12 protein-coding genes are annotated in these 15,583 nt (G+C 72.0%); 9 read left to right on the top strand and 3 right to left on the bottom strand.

Annotated elements, in window-relative coordinates:
* Positions 1-244 precede the first annotated feature (244 nt).
* From kdpF to V5F53_RS19035, 6 genes are read left to right on the top strand one after another with little or no spacing between them, the layout of a single operon-like run.
* Complete coding sequence (gene kdpF / locus V5F53_RS19060; protein WP_393998403.1) at positions 245-334, top strand: K(+)-transporting ATPase subunit F; 90 nt, start codon at positions 245-247, stop codon at positions 332-334.
* A gap of 12 nt (positions 335-346) precedes the next feature.
* Positions 347-2,062: a potassium-transporting ATPase subunit KdpA gene (gene kdpA / locus V5F53_RS19055; RefSeq protein ID WP_393998402.1), complete on the top strand. Its 1,716-nt coding sequence runs from the start codon at positions 347-349 to the stop codon at positions 2,060-2,062.
* Between the two features lie 40 nt (positions 2,063-2,102).
* Positions 2,103-4,145: a potassium-transporting ATPase subunit KdpB gene (gene kdpB, locus V5F53_RS19050; RefSeq protein ID WP_393998401.1), complete on the top strand. Its 2,043-nt coding sequence runs from the start codon at positions 2,103-2,105 to the stop codon at positions 4,143-4,145.
* Between the two features lie 12 nt (positions 4,146-4,157).
* Positions 4,158-4,763: a K(+)-transporting ATPase subunit C gene (locus V5F53_RS19045; protein WP_393998400.1), complete on the top strand. Its 606-nt coding sequence runs from the start codon at positions 4,158-4,160 to the stop codon at positions 4,761-4,763.
* Positions 4,764-4,821: 58 nt separating this feature from the next.
* Positions 4,822-7,506, top strand: coding sequence for a DUF4118 domain-containing protein (locus V5F53_RS19040; protein WP_393998399.1), 2,685 nt, complete (start codon positions 4,822-4,824; stop codon positions 7,504-7,506).
* Positions 7,503-8,192 carry a response regulator transcription factor gene (locus V5F53_RS19035; RefSeq protein WP_393998398.1) on the top strand — a complete coding sequence of 230 codons (690 nt, stop codon included), beginning with the start codon at positions 7,503-7,505 and terminating at the stop codon, positions 8,190-8,192. The genes V5F53_RS19040 and V5F53_RS19035 overlap by 4 nt, the downstream gene beginning before the upstream one ends.
* Before the next feature lie 188 nt (positions 8,193-8,380).
* Here V5F53_RS19035 and V5F53_RS19030 read toward each other — a convergent pair whose 3' ends face one another.
* Positions 8,381-9,124 carry a class I SAM-dependent methyltransferase gene (locus V5F53_RS19030; protein ID WP_393998397.1) on the bottom strand — a complete coding sequence of 248 codons (744 nt, stop codon included), beginning with the start codon at positions 9,122-9,124 and terminating at the stop codon, positions 8,381-8,383.
* Between the two features lie 249 nt (positions 9,125-9,373).
* On the opposite strand from V5F53_RS19030, the gene V5F53_RS19025 reads away from it, so the two are divergent.
* Together V5F53_RS19025 and V5F53_RS19020 are read left to right on the top strand one after the other, a co-directional pair.
* Positions 9,374-9,934 carry a hypothetical protein gene (locus V5F53_RS19025; protein WP_393998396.1) on the top strand — a complete coding sequence of 187 codons (561 nt, stop codon included), beginning with the start codon at positions 9,374-9,376 and terminating at the stop codon, positions 9,932-9,934.
* Between the two features lie 254 nt (positions 9,935-10,188).
* Positions 10,189-12,276 carry an ATP-dependent helicase gene (locus V5F53_RS19020; protein WP_393998395.1) on the top strand — a complete coding sequence of 696 codons (2,088 nt, stop codon included), beginning with the start codon at positions 10,189-10,191 and terminating at the stop codon, positions 12,274-12,276.
* Between the two features lie 280 nt (positions 12,277-12,556).
* On the opposite strand, the gene V5F53_RS19015 is transcribed toward V5F53_RS19020, so the two are convergent.
* A complete protein-coding gene (locus V5F53_RS19015; protein WP_393998394.1) occupies positions 12,557-13,315 on the bottom strand; it encodes an SDR family oxidoreductase in 759 nt (252 codons plus the stop codon).
* A 199-nt stretch (positions 13,316-13,514) separates the two neighbouring features.
* Positions 13,515-14,645: a GTP cyclohydrolase II RibA gene (ribA, locus tag V5F53_RS19010; RefSeq protein WP_393998393.1), complete on the bottom strand. Its 1,131-nt coding sequence runs from the start codon at positions 14,643-14,645 to the stop codon at positions 13,515-13,517.
* A gap of 294 nt (positions 14,646-14,939) precedes the next feature.
* Here ribA and hpf point away from each other — a divergent pair, with 294 nt between their 5' ends.
* Positions 14,940-15,524 (top strand): ribosome hibernation-promoting factor, HPF/YfiA family, encoded by a 585-nt coding sequence (gene hpf / locus V5F53_RS19005; protein WP_393998392.1) that lies wholly within the window; start codon positions 14,940-14,942, stop codon positions 15,522-15,524.
* Positions 15,525-15,583 lie beyond the last annotated feature (59 nt).

The following is a 15,583-nucleotide window of genomic DNA, read 5'->3' as shown; positions in this document are numbered from 1 at the left end:
ACGCAGCCTTCCGCCGCGCCCCGGCACCACCGCGCCCTGGCGCCGCGCCCGCGACTGCACCAAGGCCATCCCATGTCGGACTTCCTGTTGCTTGCCCTGGGCCTCACGTTCTTCGCGGCGGCCATCGCCTACGGCTTCGCCTGCGCGCGGCTTTAGCCGCGGGTCGCTGCGCGCACGCGATGGCGCCGTCTCGCCCCCGTCGATCGCGCGTTCCGGCGGCGCCGCCACCCCACGGAGATATTCCATGATCCTCGACTACGTGCTCGGCGGCGCCGTCGCCGCAAGCCTGTTCGCCTACCTCACGGTCGCGCTGCTGCGGCCCGAACGGTTCTGAAGGCCCGCGCCCATGACCCTCAACGGCTTTCTCCAGATCGCCCTGTTCTGCCTTGCGGTGCTCGCCCTCACCCGGCCGCTGGGCGGCTACATGACCCGCGTGTTCGCCGGCGAGCCCACCCTGCTCTCGCCCCTGCTCAGGCCGGTGGAGCGCCTCATCTACCGCCTCGGCGGCGTGGACCCGGCGCGCGAGCAGCACTGGCTGGCCTACACGGTGGCCATGCTCGGGTTCCAGGTGGCGGGCTTCCTCCTGCTCTACGGGCTGCTGCGCCTGCAGGGGCTGCTGCCGCTCAACCCGCAGGGCATGGGGGCGATGGCGCCCGACCTTGCCTTCAACACCGCCGCCAGCTTCGTCACCAACACCAACTGGCAGAACTACGGCGGCGAGACCACCCTGTCCTACCTCGCCCAGATGGCCGGGCTCACCCCTCAGAACTTCCTGTCGGCGGCCACCGGCGTCGCGCTGGCGCTGGCCCTGGCCCGCGGCTTCTCCCGGGCCTCGGCGCAGGGGGTCGGAAACTTCTGGGCCGATGTCACCCGCTCGATCCTCTATGTGCTGCTGCCCCTGTGCGTGCCGCTGGCGCTGGTCCTGGTGTGGCAGGGCATTCCCCAGACCCTGGGCGCCTATGTGGAGGCCACCACCCTTGAAGGCGGCCGGCAGACCCTGGCGCTCGGCCCGGTGGCCTCGCAGGTGGCCATCAAGATGCTGGGCACCAACGGCGGCGGCTTCTTCAACGCCAATGCCGCCCATCCGTTCGAGAACCCCACCGCCCTGTCGAACCTGCTGCAGATGGTCGCCATCTTCGCGCTCGGGGCGGCGCTCACCAATGTCTTCGGCCGCATGGTGGGCAACGAGCGCCAGGGCTGGGCCCTGCTCGCGGCCATGGGGGTGCTGTTCCTGGCCGGCGTCGCGGTCACCTATTGGGCGGAGGCCGCCGGCACCCCGGCGCTCGACGCCCTCGGCCTCTCCGGCGGCAACATGGAGGGCAAGGAGGTGCGGTTCGGCATCCTCGGCTCGGCCCTGTTCGCGGTCATCACCACCGCCGCCTCCTGCGGCGCGGTGAACGCCATGCACGACAGCTTCACCGCCCTCGGCGGCATGATCCCGCTCATCAACATGGAGCTGGGCGAGATCATCGTCGGCGGCGTCGGCGCCGGCCTCTACGGCATGCTGCTGTTCGTGGTGCTGGCGGTGTTCGTGGCCGGCCTCATGGTGGGCCGCACCCCCGAGTACGTGGGCAAGAAGATCGAGGCGCGCGAGGTGAAGATGGTCCTGCTCGCCCTGCTGGTGCTGCCGCTGATGATGCTGGGCTGGACCGCGGTGGCGAGCGTGCTGCCGGCGACGGTGGCCGCCATCGCCAATCCGGGGCCGCACGGCTTTTCCGAGATCCTCTACGCCTTCACCTCGGCCACCGCCAACAACGGCTCGGCGTTCGCGGGGCTCTCGGCCAACACGCTGTTCTACAACCTCACCCTGGCGCTCTCCATGCTGGCGGGGCGGTTCCTGATGATCGTGCCGGCGATGGCCATCGCCGGCGCGCTGGGGGCGAAGACGCGCGTGCCGGCCTCGGCCGGCACCTTCCCAACCACCGGTGGCCTGTTCGTGGGCCTGCTGGTGGGCGTCATCCTGATCGTCGGCGGCCTGACCTTCCTGCCCGCCCTGTCGCTGGGACCCATCGCCGAGCACCTGGCGGCGGCCGCCGGACAAACCTTCGGTGCCGGCAACTGAACGCCGCCCCGTCCCCACTCTCTCGTTCGGAAACACGTCCATGGCCAAATCGCGTTCGATCAGCCTGTTCGACCCCTCCATCCTGGTGCCCGCCGTCGGCGCCGCCTTCCGCAAACTCGACCCGCGGGAGATGGCAAGGACCCCGGTGATGTTCGTGGTGGAGGCGGTCGCCCTGCTCGCCACCGTCCTGTTCCTGCGCGACGCCGCCACCGGCGGCGGCGGCCTCGCCTTCTCCGGCCAGATCGTGCTGTGGCTGTGGTTCACGGTGCTGTTCGCCACGTTCGCGGAAGCGGTGGCGGAAGGGCGCGGCAAGGCGCAGGCGCAATCCATGCGCCGCACCCGCACCGAGACCATGGCCAAGCGCCTTGACGGCGACGGCATCACCCGGGTGCCCGGCACCAGCCTCAGGGTGGGCGACGTGGTGCTGGTGGAGGCCGGCGACATCATCCCCTCCGACGGCGAGGTGGTGGAGGGCGTCGCGTCGGTCAACGAGGCCGCCATCACCGGCGAGAGCGCGCCCGTCATCCGTGAATCCGGCGGCGACCGCTCGGCCGTCACCGGCGGCACCACGGTGGTATCGGACCGCCTCAAGGTGCGCATCACGGCGGCGGCGGGCTCGACCTTCCTCGACCGCATGATCGCCCTGGTGGAAGGGGCGGCGCGGCAGAAGACGCCCAACGAGATCGCCCTCGACATCCTGCTCGCCGGGCTCACCCTCATCTTCCTGCTGGCCACCGTCAGCATTCCGAGCTTCGCCGCCTATGCCGGCGGCTCCATCCCCGTGGTGGTGCTGGTGGCGCTGTTCGTCACCCTCATTCCCACCACCATCGGCGCCCTGCTCTCGGCCATCGGCATCGCCGGCATGGACCGGCTGGTGCGCTTCAACGTGCTTGCCCTTTCGGGCCGCGCCGTGGAGGCGGCGGGCGACGTGGACACCCTGCTGCTCGACAAGACCGGCACCATCACCCTCGGCAACCGGCAGGCGGCGGAGTTCCGCCCCCTGCGCGGCGTCGGCGAGACGGCGCTGGCCGACGCCGCCCAGCTCGCCTCGCTCGCCGACGAGACCCCGGAAGGGCGCTCCATCGTGGTGCTGGCGAAGGAGAAATACGGCATCCGCGGCCGCGACATGGCCACCCTCGACGCCCATTTCGTGCCGTTCACCGCGCAGACCCGCATGAGCGGCGTGGACCTGGAGGGAGCCTCCATCCGCAAGGGCGCGGTGGATGCCATCCTGGCCCACGTGCAAGCCGCCCTGGTCCCTTCCGAAGCGGTGCGCGAGCTCACCATGATCGCCGAGGAGATCGGCAAGGCCGGCGGCACCCCGCTGGCGGTGGCGCGGGACGGGCGGCTGCTCGGCGTCATCCACCTCAAGGACATCGTCAAGGGGGGAATCCGCGAGCGCTTCGCGCAATTGCGGCGCATGGGCATCCGCACGGTGATGATCACCGGCGACAATCCGCTCACCGCCGCCGCCATCGCCGCCGAGGCCGGGGTGGACGACTTCCTGGCCGAGGCCACGCCCGAGGCCAAGCTCAGCCTGATCCGCGCCGAGCAGGCGCGGGGCAAGCTGGTGGCCATGTGCGGCGACGGCACCAACGACGCCCCCGCCCTGGCCCAGGCCGACGTGGGCGTGGCCATGAACACCGGCACGGTGGCCGCCCGCGAGGCCGGCAACATGGTGGACCTCGATTCCGACCCCACCAAGCTCATCGAGATCGTGGAGATCGGCAAGGCCCTGCTGATGACGCGTGGGTCGCTCACCACCTTTTCCATCGCCAACGACGTGGCCAAGTATTTCGCCATCATCCCGGCCATGTTCGTGGCCTTCCAGCCGCAGCTTGGCGCCCTCAACGTGATGGGGCTGGCCTCGCCGCAGAGCGCGATCCTGTCGGCCATCATCTTCAACGCCCTCATCATCGTCGCACTGATCCCGCTGGCCCTGAAGGGGGTGGCGTTCCGCCCCATCGGCGCCGGCGCGCTGCTGAAGCGCAACCTGCTCATCTACGGCGCGGGCGGCCTCGTCGCGCCGTTCGTCGGTATCAAGGTCATCGACCTCGCCATCGCCGCCCTCCATCTCGCCTGAGGAGCCCAACCCATGCTCGACACCCTCCGCCCCGCCCTGGTGCTGGCCCTGCTGCTGACGGCCCTGACCGGCCTCGCCTATCCGCTGGCCGTCACCGGCCTCGCCCAGGCGCTCTTCCCCGACGCCGCCAACGGCAGCCTGATCACGCGCGACGGCACCGTGATCGGCTCCGCCCTCATCGGCCAGAGCTTCACCGGCGCGGGCTACTTCCATCCCCGGCCATCGGCGACCACCGGCGCCGATCCCGCCGATCCGGCGAAGACCGTCGCCCAGCCCTACAATGGCGCCAATTCCATGGGCTCCAACCTCGGCCCCACCAACGCCGCCCTGGTGGCGCGGGTGAAGGCCGATGTCGAGGCCCTGCGGGCGGAAGCCCCCGGCGCCGCGGTGCCGATCGATCTGGTGACAGCCTCCGGCAGCGGGCTCGACCCCGACATCACGCCGCAGGCGGCGCTGTTCCAGGTGCCGCGCATCGCCAAGGCGCGCGGCCTGCCGCCCGACGCGCTGCGCCAGCTGGTGGCACGCCACACGCAGGACCGCGCCTTCGGCATCCTCGGCGAGCCCCGCGTCAATGTGCTGGCGCTGAACCTCGCCCTCGACAACACGCCCGCGCGGTAGCACAGCTGCGGCCACGCCCGGCGGGACGGCGCCGGCGCGGGCGCCAGCGAGGAGGCCCATGCCCCAGGATCGCGATGCCGCTCTCAGACCCTCGCCCGAGGCCCTGCTGGCCGTGGCCGAGCAGGAGACGCGCGGCCGGCTGAAGATCTTCCTCGGCGCCGCGCCGGGGGTGGGCAAGACTTATGAGATGCTCGCCTCCGCCCGCGCCCGCCGCAACGAGGGCCGCGACGTGGTGGTGGGCCTGGTCGAGACCCACGGCCGGCGCGAGACCGAGGCCCTGGCGGCGGGCCTGGAGACCCTCCCCCGCCGGCGCATCGCCTACAAGGGCCACGTGCTGGAGGAGATGGACCTTGATGCCATCCTGGCCCGCCGCCCGGCGCTGGCGCTGGTGGACGAGCTCGCCCACACCAACGCCCCCGGCAGCCGCCACGCCAAGCGCTACATGGACGTGGAAGAACTCCTCGCCGCCGGCATCGACGTCTACAGCACCCTCAACATCCAGCATGTGGAGAGCCTCAACGACGTGGTGGCGCAGATCACCCGCGTCCGGGTGCGGGAGACGGTGCCCGACGCCATCATCGACCGCGCCGACGACATCGAGGTCATCGACCTCACCCCCTCCGACCTCATCCAGCGCCTGAAGGACGGCAAGGTCTACGTGCCGGACACCGCGCGGGCGGCGGTCGAGAACTATTTCTCCCCCGGCAACCTCACCGCCCTGCGCGAGCTGGCGCTGCGCCGCACCGCCCAGCGGGTGGACGACCAGCTGCTCTCCCACATGCGCGCCCATGCCATTCCCGGCCCCTGGGCGGCGGGGGAACGGGTGCTGGTGTGCCTGGACGAGGACCCGCGCGCCGCCGGCCTGGCGCGCTACGCCAAGCGCCTCGCCGACCGGCTGCGCGCGCCCTGGACCGCGCTCCATGTGGAAACCGAGCGCAGCTTCCGGCTGGGCGAGGCCGAGCGCGACCGCGTCGCCGAGACCCTGCGCCTGGCCGAGCGCATGGGCGGGGAGGCGGTGACCCTGCCCGGCGGCCCGCACATCGCCGAGGATGTGCTCGCCTATGCCCGGAGCCGCAACGTCACCCATGTGGTGGTGGGCAAGTCCGACCGCTCGCGCTGGTTCGAGATGCTGCACGGCTCGGTGGTGCACGATCTGGTGCGGCGCTCCGGCAACATCTCGGTTCACGTGGTGGCGGGCGAGACGCCGGGGCCGGCCCCGGCGCCGGCGCCGCGCGCCACCGGCGCCGCCGACGCCCGGCCGTATCTGGCGAGCCTCGCCCTGGTGGCCGTGGCCACCGGCCTCGGATTGGCCCTGCAGCACATCCTGGCGTTCCAGAACATCGCCCTGGTGTTCCTCACCGCCGTGCTGGTGAGCGCGGTGAAGCTCGGGCTCCGGCCCGCCCTGCTCGCCTCGCTGGCCGGCATGCTGGCGTTCAACTTCTTCTTCATTCCACCGCTCTACACCTTCACCATCGCCGATCCGGAGAACATTCTCGCCCTGTTCTTCTTCCTGGTGGTGGCTATCATCGCCAGCAATCTCACCGCGCGGGTGCGCGGGCAGGCGCTGGCGGCGCGGGCCCGCGCCAAGACCACCGAGGACCTCTACCTGTTCTCCCGCAAGCTCGCCGGAGCCGGCACCCTGGACGACCTGTTGTGGGCCACCGCCTTCCAGATCGCCTCCATGCTGAAGCTGCGGGTGGTGGTGCTGCTGCCGGAGGCGGGCACGCTCGCCGTCAAGGCCGCCTACCCGCCGGAAGACCGGCTCGACGCCGCCGATCTCGCCGCCGCCGAATGGGCGTTCGAGCACAGCCATGCCGCCGGGCGCGGCGCCGATACCCTGCCGGGGGCGCGGCGGCTGTTCCTGCCCGTCCACACCGGGCGCGGCGTGGTCGGGGTCATCGGCCTCGACAGCGACAAGGAGGGCGCGCTTCTGGCCCCGGAGCAGCGCCGGCTGCTGGACGCCCTCGCCGACCAGGCGGCGCTGGCGGTGGAACGGGTCAACCTGGTGGGCGATCTCGAACAGGCCCGCCTCGACGCCGAGACCGACCGGCTGCGCTCCGCCCTGCTCACCTCCATCTCGCACGATTTGAAGACGCCGCTCGCCTCCATCATGGGCTCCGCCGGCACCCTGCGCGATTTCGCCGACGCCCTGAGCGGCGCGGCGCGGGCCGAGTTGCTCACCACCATCGAGGAGGAGGCGCAGCGCCTCAACCGCTTCATCGCCAACCTGCTCGACATGACGCGGCTGGAATCCGGCGCCATCGCCCCCCGCGCGGCGCCGCACGACGTGGGCGAAATCGTCGGCACCGCCCTGCGCCGGGCCCAGCCCATCCTCAAGCACCACGCCGTCGCGGTGGACATCGACCGCGACCTGCCGCTGCTGAGGCTCGACCCGGTGCTGTTCGAGCAGGTCCTGTTCAACCTGCTCGACAATGCCGCGAAATACGCCCCGCCGGGCTCGAAGGTGGAGATTCGCGCCGGCGCCCGCGACGGGGAGGTGGTCATCGAAGTCCGCGACGAGGGGCCGGGCATCCCGGAAGAGGAGCGCGCACGGGTGTTCGACAAATTCCACCGCGTCCACAAGGAAGACCGGGTGCGGCCGGGCACCGGGCTCGGGCTCGCCATCTGCCGCGGCTTCGTGGAGGCGATGGGCGGGAGCATCGTCGCCGTCGGGCGGGCCGGCGGCGGCACCGCCTTCGTCATCACCTTCCCCACCGCCCGCCATGGGGCCTGCGCGCCATGAGCGGCCGCGTGCGCCTCCTCGTGGTGGATGACGAGCCCGCCATCCGCAAGCTGCTGGCCGCCGGCCTCGGCACCCAGGGCTACGAGGTGGACAGCGCCGCCACCGCCGCCGAGGCGATCGCCCAGATGGCCGCGCGCCCGCCCGATCTCGTCATCCTCGACCTCGGCCTGCCGGACCTGCCCGGTAAGGCGCTGCTGCAGCGCTGGCGCGCCGCCGGCATCACCATACCAGTCGTCATCCTCTCCAGCCGCACCGACGAGGCCGGTATCGTCGAGGCCCTGGATGCCGGCGCCGACGACTATGTGACCAAGCCGTTCGGCATGAACGAGCTGATCGCCCGCCTGCGGGTGGCGCTGCGCCACCGGCTCCAGCAGCAGGGGGAAAAGCCGCTGTTCAAGGTCGGCGACCTCGCCGTGGACCTGGTGCGCCGGACCGTCAGGATGAAGGACCGCGAGGTGAAGCTCTCACCCAAGGAATACGACATCCTGCGCCTGCTGGTGCAGCACGCGGGCAAGGTCCTCACCCACCACTTCCTGCTGGAGCGGGTGTGGGGCGGCGCCTATGACGTGCAATACCTGCGGGTCTACGTGCGCCAGCTCCGGCAGAAGCTGGAGGACGTGCCCGAGCAGCCACGCTACATCCGCACCGAGACGGGGGTCGGCTACCGTCTCGCGGAACCGGATTGACGCCCGGACCGCCCCCCCAGACGCAGGCGCTCCCCCCGCCGGCCGGGAGCGCCCGGCCTCATGCCAAAGGCCCGTGAGCGGGACTCATGGCTTTTGATCACGCCCGCGCGGCGCTTGAGCGGACCCACTTGAGCGGACCCACTTGAGCGGACCCACTTGGCACCGGTCGAAGACCGGGGCCGATGGCCTCAGCTGATCCGCCGCAGCAGATGGACCCGGTGCGGCTGGTCGAGCCGCAGGCCGGCCGCCTCCGGCCTGCCCCACCGCCGCATCAGCGCCTCCACCTGCGGACGCAGGCGGCGCGCGGCATCGGCCCGCGCCGGGTCCACGCTCACCACCTTGTCCAGGAAGGCATCGACGCCGGCGAAGCGGCGCACCTCGTCATAATCGCCGCCGCCCGCCAGCACCGCCCCGCCGGACGCGAGCAGCGCGGCGATGGCGGCCTGGGCCGCCTGGCGCACCGCGGTTTCGTCCTCCACCGGCCGCAGCGCCTCGAAAAATGGCCCTTCCGCCAGCGGCTCGATCACCACCACCGGGCCACGGCTCACCCGCAGCGCCTCGGCCAGCGCCACGCCCATGGCCGCGACCGGCACATGGTGCAGACTGTTGACGAAGACGGCGGCATCGACGCTCTCGGCCGCGAACGGCAACGCCTGCGCCACCGCCACCTCGAACACCGCCCCCGGCGCCGCCCGCCGCGCCGCCGCGACCGCCTCGGACGAGGGGTCGATGCCGATGACGCGAGCGCCACGCGCCGTCAGCGCCTGCGCCAGGGCGCCACCGCCGCACCCCACGTCGAGCACGGCGCGCCCATCGAGCGGCGCGAGCCAGGCCTCGATCAAGGCCAGCCCCGTCGCCGGCGGCCGCGCGCCCCCGGCCCCGAACGGCGCAAGAGACGGACCACCCGCGTCGCGCTCCCCGGTGACAGCCATTGCGTCCTCCCCTCGCCGGCGACACGCCGCCGGACCTTCCCCATAGCCGCCGAAGCCGGCCCGCGCCAAGGCCCACCCCAACGCCCGCGCGGCGCGGCGGCCCTGGCGCGGCATGCGGGCGGCCCGCACCGACGCCGGAAAATCCACCGCGACCGCCCCCGGACCCTTGCCGGATGCGGCCCGGCGGGGGACAACTGCCCGCCCTGCGGCACCCTCCCCGCCGCGCCTCTCGCGAGATAAGGAAGCGCCATGGCCTCGGCGACCCCCCTCGATCCCCCGCCCTCCTCGGCCGCGCGCCACTGGAAAGCGTTCTGGATCGGCGAAATTCCCCATCTGGTCATTCTCGCCCTCACCATCGGCGGGGTCGCTTACATCAGCCTCATGCGCAAGCCGCTGGAGCATTATTGGGAGGTGGTGGCGGTGGCGATCGCCGGCGTGTCCATCCTCGGCGGCTGGCCCCGGGCCCGCACCGCCCACGAACGGTGGCGGCTGGTGTGGACCCAGGCGCTGCACTGGGGCGCCTTCCTCATCGCCATGCGGCTGGTGTTCCTGCCCAGCGTGCAGGCCATCGCCGACATCGATTCCACCAATCTGGTGGTGCTCCTGCTGCTGGCGCTCGGCACCTTCGTGGCCGGGGTGCATGCTCCTTCCTGGCGCATGGCCCTCAACGGGGTGGTGATGGGCGCCTGCGTGCCCGCAGTGGCCTGGCTCGACCGCTCGGCCCTGGTGCTGGCGCTGGCGGCGCTGGTGCTGGGCGCGCTGCTGCTGGCCCTGCTGTGGCACCACCTGCGCGGCCGCGACACCGACTGACCCCATCGGCGCCACTCCTTGACCGGCGCCGAGCGAATCGACTCAGGCGCCGCGCGGGCTCCACCCCGGGCCCGCGCGGCCGGCGCACGAACCTCCGGGATGATCCCCGAGGCCGGCGCCTGGCGCCAAACCGGTCATGGTTGCCGGCGCGGCCGTCCTGTTCGATATTTGTTCCCACCCCATCGATTCGCCCCCGCCGCCGGCGCGGGAACCGCGCGAGGGGCAGGGAGGCGAACCGGGTGGAGAGGAACGGGGTGGAGACGAAGGCAGCGCATCTCGACACCCTGAACGACCGCCAGCGGCACGCCGTCACCCATGGCACCCCGGCGGCCGCCGGGGGCGGCGTCGGCGGCCCGCTGCTCATCATCGCCGGCGCCGGATCGGGCAAGACCAACACCCTGGCGCACCGGGTGGCGCACCTGGTGCTGAACGGCGCCGATCCCGCCCGCATCCTGCTGATGACCTTTTCCCGCCGCGCCGCCGACGAGCTGGCGCGGCGCGTGGAGCGCATCTGCGCCCAGGTGCTGGGCCCGAAAGCGGCGCCCACGGCCGGAGCCATGGGCGCCGCCCTCGCCTTCGCCGGCACCTTCCACGCCATGGGCGCGCGGCTGCTGCGCGAGTATGCCGGCGAGCTGGGCATCACCCCCGACTTCACCATCCACGACCGCGAGGATTCCGCGGACCTGATGAATCTGGTCCGGCACGAGCTCGGCTTCTCCAAGACCAAGGCCCGCTTCCCGGCCAAAGGCACCTGCCTTGCCATCTATTCCCGCACCCTCAACGCCGAGGCGGACCTCGCCGAGGTGCTGCGCGACGCTTTCCCCTGGTGCGCGGCCTGGACCGACGAGCTGAAGGGCCTGTTCGGCGCCTATGTTGAAGCCAAGCAGCGCCAGAACGTGCTCGATTACGACGACCTGCTGCTCTATTGGGCGGTGGCGGCGCGCGAGCCGGCCCTGGCCGCCCACATGGGCGCCCGCTTCGACCATGTGATGGTCGACGAATACCAGGACACCAACCGCCTGCAGGCCGCCATCCTGCTGGCCCTGAAGCCGGACGGGCGCGGGCTGACGGTGGTGGGGGACGACGCCCAGTCCATCTATTCCTTCCGCGCCGCCACCGTGCGCAACATCCTCGACTTTCCCGGCCAGTTCTCGCCACCGGCACAGGTGGTGACGCTGGAGCGCAATTATCGCTCCTCCCAGCCCATCCTCGCCGCCGCCAACGCGGTGATCGGCGAAGCCCGGGAGCGCTTCAGCAAGACCTTGTGGTCGGACCGGCCCTCCAGCCGCCGCCCGCGCCTCGTCTGCGTCCGCGACGAGGCCGAGCAGGCACGATTCGTCGCCGACCAGGTGCTCATCCACCGCGAGGCGGGCACGCTGCTGAAGCAGCAGGCGGTCCTGTTCCGCGCCGCCCACCACTCCGGCGCGCTCGAGGTGGAGCTGACCCGGCGCAACATTCCGTTCGTGAAGTTCGGCGGGCTGAAGTTCCTGGACAGCGCCCATGTGAAGGACCTGCTGGCGGTGCTGCGCTTCGCCCAGAACCCGCGCGACAAGGTGGCCGGCTTCCGACTGCTGCAACTGCTGCCCGGGGTGGGCGCCGCCTCCGCCGGCCGCGTGCTCGACGCCATGGCCGCCAGCCCCGCCCCGCTGCAGGCGCTTGCCGAACTCCCGGCCCCGCCCCGCACCGGCGCGGACTGGGCCGCCTTCGTCATCCTGATGCAGGGGCTGGCCACGCCCGATCCCCACTGGCCGGCGGAGTTCGGCCGGGTGCGGCGCTGGTACGAGCCACATCTGGAGCGCATTCACGAGGACGCGGACATGCGCAAGGCCGACCTCGCGCAGATGGAAAGCATCGCCGCCGGCTACCCAGACCGGGCCCGCTTCCTCACCGAGCTGACCCTCGACCCGCCCGACGCCACCTCCGGCGAGGCCGGCGCGGCGCTGAAGGACGAGGACTACCTGATCTTGTCCACCATCCATTCCGCCAAGGGACAGGAATGGAAATCGGTGTTCGTGCTCAATGTGGTGGACGGCTGCATCCCGTCCGATCTCGGGGCCGGGTCGAGCGTGGAGATCGAGGAGGAGCGCCGCCTGCTCTACGTGGCCATGACCCGGGCCAAGGACGATCTGGACCTGATGCTGCCGCAGCGCTTCTTCGTGCACGGCCAGCACGCGCGCGGCGACCGGCACGTCTACGCCAGCCGCACCCGCTTCATCCCCGCGCCCATGCTCAACCTGTTCGAGGCCCGCTCCTGGCCGGCGGCGAGCGCCGAGGCAGCGGCGCCGGGGCTCGCCCCCACCCTGGTGGATGTGCGCGCCCGGCTGCGCGGCATGTGGGGCTGAACCCCACCGCCCGCGGGAACGCGCGGCCGTCCAGTGGCGGTGAGCCCCTTCGCCGCGCCCTTCGCCGCACCCCTGGCGGGCGTGCCACGACGCCGGAACACAGGCGCCGAAAGACGGGCGCCGGAACACGCGCGCCGGAGGCTGCAGGAGGCCCGCGGCCGTGGGTGGCCCCGCGCGCGGCGTCCGGTCCAGGCCACCGCCACCCGGCAATGCCGGCGCACCCACGCCCGTGGCGCGAACCGGCGATGCGGGCGCGTCGCACGCCGGCCCTGGGCCCGGCTCAGCCCCGGCCGATGAACGGCATCCTGGTGGCCATCACCGTCATGAACTGCACGTTGGCGTCGAGCGGCAGGCTCGCCATGTAGAGCACGGCGCTGGCCACATGGGCCACGTCCATCACCGGCTCCACCGCGGTGGAGCCGTCGGCCTGGAGAATCCCCGCCTTCATGCGCGACGCCATGGCGGTGTCGGCATTGCCGATGTCGATCTGGCCGCAGGCGATGTCATAGGCCCGCCCATCCAGGGAGGTGGACTTGGTCAGGCCGGAAATGGCGTGCTTGGTGGCGGTGTAGGGCGCCGAGAACGGCCGCGGCGCCTGCGAGGAGATGGAGCCGTTGTTGATGATGCGCCCGCCGCGCGGGTTCTGGTCCTTCATCAGGCGGAACGCCTCCTGGGTACACAGGAACGGCCCGGTGAGGTTGGTGTCCACCACCGCGCGCCACTGGCTGAACGACAGGTCCTCCAGCGGCACCGGCGGCGCCCCGGTGCCGGCATTGTTGAACAGGAGGTCGAGCCGGCCGAACTTGTCCTTCACGGCCGCGAACAGCGCCTGCACCTGCTCCGGCACCGTCACGTCGGTGACGATGGCCAGGGTGTGGGGCGAACCCATGGCATCCGCCGTCTCGGCGAGCGCCGCCTCACGACGCCCGGCGATGGCGACGCCATAGCCGTCGGCGGCGAGCGCCACCGCCACCGCCCGCCCGATGCCCGACCCGGCGCCGGTGACGATGGCAACCTTCCTGCTGGCCGTGGGACTCATGGACCTTCCTCCTGTTTCCGACCCGCCATTCTTTGGGCGGTGCTGGCGCATGTGGCGCCTCGCCATGGCGGCACAGGCGGCGCGCGGGTTCAAGAGCGAAGGCGAGGCCCGGCCCCTTCGGTCGGCGCCCGTCCACCGGCAAGACACCGACGGATCGGGACGGCGGGGTCGCGCCCCGGAGCCCGCCGGCGGGCGGGGGTCACCCGCCGGCGCGAGCCGCAAGCGCCGCCGCATCGATCAGGTGGCCCGCCCGGTCGCGCTTGGCCTCAAGGTAGCGGGCATTCTCCGGCGTCGGCCGCCCGAGCACGCGCTCGTCCGCCACCACGTCGAGTCCGGCCGCCGTCAGCGCCGCGATCTTGAGCGGATTGTTGGTGAGCAGCCGCACCGCCCGCACGCCGAGCTGGCGCAGCATGGCGGCGGCGAAATCGAAGCGCCGCTGGTCCAGCCCGAAGCCCAGGGCGGCGTCGGCGTCGAAGGTGTCATAGCCCTGCGCCTGGAGATGATAGGCCCGCATCTTGTTGGCGATGCCGTTGCCGCGCCCTTCCTGGTCGAGATAGAGCAGCACGCCGCCCTCACCCTCCGCCATGGCGCGGGCGGTGTCGCGCAGCTGGTCGCCGCAATCGCATTTCAGCGAGCCGAAGAGGTCGCCGGTGAGGCAGGCCGAATGCAGCCGCACCGGCACCGGCGCGGAAAAGTCCGGCCGCCCGACCACGATCGCCACCTGGTCGCGCAGGCCTTCGCCACCGCGAAACACCACGAATTCCGTCTCCGGCGCGCCCTCCAGCGGCACCCACGCCCGGCCAACCACATGCAGCGTGGCGACCTGCGCCCGACGGTAGGCGGCGATCTCCCCCGCGCTCACCCGCAGCAGCCCCGGCGCCGCATCCGGCGGAACCTGCGTCACCACCGCCGCCGGCAGCACCAGGGCAAGGCCCAGCAGATCGAGCGCCGCCCGTTCGAGCGCGCCGCCCGACGCCACCGGCACCGTCGGCGCCAGCCGCGCATCCACGTCGAGCGCCAGGGCCGCCACCCGCGCCACCGGCGCCGCGTCGAGCATCACCACCCCCGCGGAGGCGAACGGGTCCGCCAGCGGGCGGCCGAGCTTGTCCAGCCGCGGCCCCGGCAGCACCAGGCGCATCCCCCCGCCCACGGCGACAAAGGCGTCGGCGAGGCGCTGATCGAAGGCCTCGGCACCAATCAGCAGCAGCGCCCTGCCTGGAGGGCTGTCACACAGGCAGACCGGCCGTCCCGAACGCAACTCGGCGATGGCGCGCGCGACGGCGACGTCCCCCCCCGCCGCCACAAGGCCGAAATCATCCCCAGAGAACACGATTGAACACCCCGCAGTCCCAGGCGCCCCTGCCGCCGCCCCGACAGCGCCTCGATGCCACCTGCAGAAATGGCGACGCCACGGGCCTGGCACAAGGGACGCGACGCTCCGCGCCCCCCCTTTCGGGCCCGTCCGCCGGCGGCCCGGCAGGCGGCCGGGCGGCGGCGCGGCCCCCCGCCGCCTTCCCCTCCGTTGACACGCCGGCAAAGCACTCCTACCACTTGTAGGCCGGCCGGTTTGTAAAACAGAGCGGACCCAGTCTCGAGAAGGTCCGCTCAAAGGGGATCAAATCGCATGGCCCTACGCGTGTCGGGAAAGAACATCGACGTCGGGGAAGCCCTCCGGGCTCGTCTCACGGAGCGTTTTTCCGAAGTTCTCGCAAAATATTTCGACGGCGGATGGTCCGGGCATGTCACCGTGTCCCGGGAGGGGTCCGGCTATCGCTCGGAGTGCTTGCTGCACCTTGATTCGGGCGTGAACCTGCAGGCCCAGGGCAACGCGCAGGACGCCAATGCCTGCGCCGATTCCGCTGTGGAAAAAATCGAGAAGCGCCTGCGCCGCTACAAGCAGCGGATGAAGGATCGCCACCCCTCCCACGCCTCGGCGGGTGAAAGCTTCGCGGCGCAGAGCTATATTCTCAGCAGCGCGCCCGAATCAGAGGCCGAGGAGGCGCTGGACGGCTGGAGCCCGACCGTGGTGGCCGAGCAGGTGACACGCCTGCGCGCCATGTCGGTGGCTGATGCCGTCGTGGAGCTGGACATTACCGGCGCGCCGGTGGTGGTCTTCCGGCACGCCGGCCATGGACGCGTCAGCGTGGTGTATCGTCGTCCGGACGGTCACGTCGGGTGGATCGACCCGTCCGCCGAGGAAGTCCATTGACCCGCGCCCCGGCTTGGGCTAGGCGTCCGCGCCTTCCGTAAGCTGGGCCTCACGCCGCA

It is taken from the genome of Xanthobacter cornucopiae (assembly GCF_043195065.2).
GTDB lineage: Bacteria > Pseudomonadota > Alphaproteobacteria > Rhizobiales > Xanthobacteraceae > Xanthobacter.
The sequence above is the reverse complement of the archived record's forward strand: the minus strand, read 5'-3'. Positions and strand labels throughout refer to the sequence as shown.

Excerpts from the sequence above, each read along its gene's own strand:
- V5F53_RS19025 (WP_393998396.1), top strand. The coding sequence starts at position 9,374 with ATGGCCTCGGCGACCCCCCTCGATCCCCCGCCCTCCTCGGCCGCGCGC.
- V5F53_RS19015 (WP_393998394.1), bottom strand. The coding sequence starts at position 13,315 with ATGAGTCCCACGGCCAGCAGGAAGGTTGCCATCGTCACCGGCGCCGGG.
- kdpB (WP_393998401.1), top strand. The coding sequence starts at position 2,103 with ATGGCCAAATCGCGTTCGATCAGCCTGTTCGACCCCTCCATCCTGGTG.
- V5F53_RS19035 (WP_393998398.1), top strand. The coding sequence starts at position 7,503 with ATGAGCGGCCGCGTGCGCCTCCTCGTGGTGGATGACGAGCCCGCCATC.
- hpf (WP_393998392.1), top strand. The coding sequence starts at position 14,940 with ATGGCCCTACGCGTGTCGGGAAAGAACATCGACGTCGGGGAAGCCCTC.
- kdpA (WP_393998402.1), top strand. The coding sequence starts at position 347 with ATGACCCTCAACGGCTTTCTCCAGATCGCCCTGTTCTGCCTTGCGGTG.
- kdpF (WP_393998403.1), top strand. The coding sequence starts at position 245 with ATGATCCTCGACTACGTGCTCGGCGGCGCCGTCGCCGCAAGCCTGTTC.
- V5F53_RS19040 (WP_393998399.1), top strand. The coding sequence starts at position 4,822 with ATGCCCCAGGATCGCGATGCCGCTCTCAGACCCTCGCCCGAGGCCCTG.
- V5F53_RS19030 (WP_393998397.1), bottom strand. The coding sequence starts at position 9,124 with ATGGCTGTCACCGGGGAGCGCGACGCGGGTGGTCCGTCTCTTGCGCCG.
- V5F53_RS19045 (WP_393998400.1), top strand. The coding sequence starts at position 4,158 with ATGCTCGACACCCTCCGCCCCGCCCTGGTGCTGGCCCTGCTGCTGACG.